Consider the following 3,278-nt stretch of genomic DNA (forward strand, 5'->3'; position numbering starts at 1 on the left):
TTTTGTTCATTGAAAACTGGATATTTGAAGTAAATTAGTAATACAAACCGAGAACACCGCGTTGAATGAGTTTTTTAATAAGTTCAATTGCTTATTTTCTTGATCGGACTTCTATCGCTAGAAGAAAGATCAAAACCCAACCGCAAGGTTGATAAGGTTAAGTGAATAAGGGCGCACGGTGGATGCCTTGGCACTAGGAGCCGATGAAGGACGGGACTAACACCGATATGCTTTGGGGAGCTGTACGTAAGCTATGATCCAGAGATTTCCGAATGGGGGAACCCAGCATCTTTTATAGGATGTTACGTTTGCGTGAATACATAGCGCATTCGAGGTAGACGCAGAGAACTGAAACATCTAAGTACCTGCAGGAAGAGAAAGAAAATTCGATTCCCTGAGTAGCGGCGAGCGAAACGGGAAAAGCCCAAACCAATGAGCTTGCTCATTGGGGTTGTAGGACTCCAATATGGTAGTTCTTTCAGATAGTCGAATGACTTGGAAAAGTCAGTCAAAGAGGGTAAAAACCCCGTAGATGAAATTTGGAAGGCACCTAGGAGGATCCTGAGTACGGCGGAACACGAGGAATTCCGTCGGAATCCGGGAGGACCATCTCCCAAGGCTAAATACTCCCTAGTGACCGATAGTGAACCAGTACCGTGAGGGAAAGGTGAAAAGCACCCCGGAAGGGGAGTGAAATAGAACCTGAAACCGTGTGCCTACAACAAGTCAAAGCCCGTTAATGGGTGATGGCGTGCCTTTTGTAGAATGAACCGGCGAGTTACGATTGCATGCGAGGTTAAGTTGAAGAGACGGAGCCGCAGCGAAAGCGAGTCTGAATAGGGCGTTTGAGTATGTAGTCGTAGACCCGAAACCATGTGATCTACCCATGTCCAGGTTGAAGGTGCGGTAAAACGCACTGGAGGACCGAACCCACGTACGTTGAAAAGTGCGGGGATGAGGTGTGGGTAGCGGAGAAATTCCAAACGAACTTGGAGATAGCTGGTTCTCTCCGAAATAGCTTTAGGGCTAGCCTCGGAATTGAGAATGATGGAGGTAGAGCACTGTTTGGACTAGGGGCCCATCTCGGGTTACCGAATTCAGATAAACTCCGAATGCCATTCATTCATATCCGGGAGTCAGACTGTGAGTGATAAGATCCATAGTCGAAAGGGAAACAGCCCAGACCACCAGCTAAGGTCCCAAAATATATGTTAAGTGGAAAAGGATGTGGGGTTGCACAGACAACTAGGATGTTGGCTTAGAAGCAGCCACCATTTAAAGAGTGCGTAATAGCTCACTAGTCGAGTGACCCTGCGCCGAAAATGTACCGGGGCTAAACATATTACCGAAGCTGTGGAGTACACCTTTAGGTGTATTGGTAGGAGAGCGTTCTAAGGGCGTTGAAGGCAGATCGTGAGGACTGCTGGAGCGCTTAGAAGTGAGAATGCCGGTATGAGTAGCGAAAGACAGGTGAGAATCCTGTCCACCGAATGACTAAGGTTTCCTGGGGAAGGCTCGTCCGCCCAGGGTTAGTCGGGACCTAAGCCGAGGCCGACAGGCGTAGGCGATGGACAACAGGTTGATATTCCTGTACTCGTTGTTTTTGTTTGAGCAATGGAGGGACGCAGGAGGCTAAGGAATGCAGACGATTGGAAATGTCTGTCTAAACAGTAAGTCTTGATAGGAGTCAAATGCTTCTATCTGTACGGACAAGCTGTGATGGGGAGGGAAATAATAGTACCGAAGTTCCTGATGTCACACTGCCGAGAAAAGCTTCTAGTGAGAAAACAACGACCCGTACCGCAAACCGACACAGGTAGTCGAGGAGAGAATCCTAAGGTGAGCGAGAGAACTCTCGTTAAGGAACTCGGCAAAATGACCCCGTAACTTCGGGAGAAGGGGTGCTGATCTAAGATCAGCCGCAGTGAATAGGCCCAAGCGACTGTTTATCAAAAACACAGGTCTCTGCAAAATCGTAAGATGAAGTATAGGGGCTGACGCCTGCCCGGTGCTGGAAGGTTAAGAGGAGTGCTTAGCGTATGCGAAGGTACGAATTGAAGCCCCAGTAAACGGCGGCCGTAACTATAACGGTCCTAAGGTAGCGAAATTCCTTGTCGGGTAAGTTCCGACCCGCACGAAAGGCGTAACGATTTGGGCACTGTCTCAACGAGAGACTCGGTGAAATTTTAGTACCTGTGAAGATGCAGGTTACCCGCGACAGGACGGAAAGACCCCATGGAGCTTTACTGTAGTTTGATATTGAGTGTCTGTACCGCATGTACAGGATAGGTAGGAGCCGTAGAAATCGGAACGCTAGTTTCGATGGAGGCGCTGGTGGGATACTACCCCTGCGTTATGGCCACTCTAACCCGCACCACTGATCGTGGTGGGAGACAGTGTCAGATGGGCAGTTTGACTGGGGCGGTCGCCTCCTAAAAGGTAACGGAGGCGCCCAAAGGTTCCCTCAGAATGGTTGGAAATCATTCGAAGAGTGTAAAGGCAGAAGGGAGCTTGACTGCGAGACCAACAAGTCGAGCAGGGACGAAAGTCGGGCTTAGTGATCCGGTGGTTCCGCATGGAAGGGCCATCGCTCAACGGATAAAAGCTACCCTGGGGATAACAGGCTTATCTCCCCCAAGAGTCCACATCGACGGGGAGGTTTGGCACCTCGATGTCGGCTCGTCGCATCCTGGGGCTGTAGTCGGTCCCAAGGGTTGGGCTGTTCGCCCATTAAAGCGGCACGCGAGCTGGGTTCAGAACGTCGTGAGACAGTTCGGTCCCTATCCGTCGCGGGCGTTGGAAATTTGAGAGGAGCTGTCCTTAGTACGAGAGGACCGGGATGGACTTACCGCTGGTGTACCAGTTGTTCTGCCAAGGGCATTGCTGGGTAGCTATGTAGGGAAGGGATAAACGCTGAAAGCATCTAAGTGTGAAGCCCACCTCAAGATGAGATTTCCCATTTCTTTAAGAAAGTAAGATCCCTGAGAGATGATCAGGTAGATAGGTCAGGAGTGGAAGTACAGTGATGTATGGAGCGGACTGATACTAATCGATCGAGGACTTAACCACATTGGTAAAGAAAAAAACTCGGTAGAGTTTACGAAATACTTCAAATCCAGTTTTGAGTGAGCAAAAGCAAACTCAATAATGATAACACCACAGTGTGGTGGCGATAGCGAGAAGGATACACCTGTAACCATGCCGAACACAGAAGTTAAGCTTCTTAGCGCCGATTGTAGTGAGGGGTTGCCCCTTGTGAGAGTAGGACGTCGCCACGC

General features: G+C 49.5%; 2 rRNA genes. Both read left to right on the plus strand.

What is annotated here, in order from left to right:
* Positions 1-155: 155 nt before the first annotated feature.
* A 23S ribosomal RNA gene (locus tag AB3I42_RS13895) occupies positions 156-3,069 on the plus strand.
* 93 nt (positions 3,070-3,162) lie between these two features.
* Positions 3,163-3,278, plus strand: a 5S ribosomal RNA gene (rrf, locus tag AB3I42_RS13900).

Origin of the sequence: Enterococcus sp. C53, assembly GCF_040887425.1 — a bacterium.
Lineage (GTDB): Bacteria > Bacillota > Bacilli > Lactobacillales > Enterococcaceae > Enterococcus_B > Enterococcus_B hirae.